1 protein-coding gene is annotated in these 842 nt (G+C 59.7%); it reads left to right on the top strand.

The window, feature by feature from the left end; all coding sequences use genetic code 11:
* Positions 1 to 315 precede the first annotated feature (315 nt).
* A partial coding sequence (locus tag C486_RS20695; RefSeq protein ID WP_008451900.1) for a DUF7389 domain-containing protein occupies positions 316 to 842 on the top strand: 527 nt, incomplete at its 3' end.

Below are 842 nucleotides of genomic sequence, written 5' to 3' on the forward strand. Positions count from 1 at the left end.
CGAACGCGCGACTCGACGGAATAGCGGTAGTTGTCGGTGACATCGGCCTCGCCTGTGAGGATCTCGCGCTCACGTTCAGTAAGTAGCGCGCGCCGTTGGTCGGTCATCTGGCCGGTTACACTTTGCGCCATATACTGAATGTTGTCGTTACAGCATGTAGTACTTACGGTAGAGTGTATATACAGCAACCTATAAGTGGATGTAGTGTACACTATGGTGTAAGGACAGACCGGCCGCTCAGGGCGATCGGCGCTGCGGAGAATCGCCCCGGTGCTGAAGACACCGCGGCGGTCGGCTGTCTATCCGAGAACAACCATGACCGAATACGATACGAAAGCTGAAGAACGTACCGACGACTCGATTGCAACCGACGGCGGGACCACAGGCCGCGGGGCCGCCGAAGGCGCGGAGATCCTCGAGGACGACAACATCGATCCGTGGAAGGGCCCGTTCCCTGAGTACGACAAGTACGGTAACACGACTGGTTGCTCCTACGTTCGCTGCCGCGACTGTGGCCGCGAAGCTCTCTCCGGTCGAAAAGAGTTCGTGAGCCCCCGAGACGGGTGCAGCTTCGCTCGAGACGATCTCGAGGAGTCCGACGACGAAGACATCGTCTGTACTGACGGCAGCGGCGACTCGGAGATCGAGACGCGCGAACAGATTCACTCTGGCGTCAGCATCACTGCGAAGCTCAAACGGGGAAGCGCGACTCGTGACCAAGACGAGATCAAGATCAAGGCGAAGGGACGCAACGCTTCCCACGCCGTGGCCGAGATGGACCAGGTTCTCGAGAACGCTGACGAGTGGGCCGACCAACTTCGTGAGGTCCAGCCCGACGGGGG

The sequence above is a fragment of the Natrinema gari JCM 14663 genome, from assembly GCF_000337175.1.
Taxonomy (GTDB): domain Archaea; phylum Halobacteriota; class Halobacteria; order Halobacteriales; family Natrialbaceae; genus Natrinema; species Natrinema gari.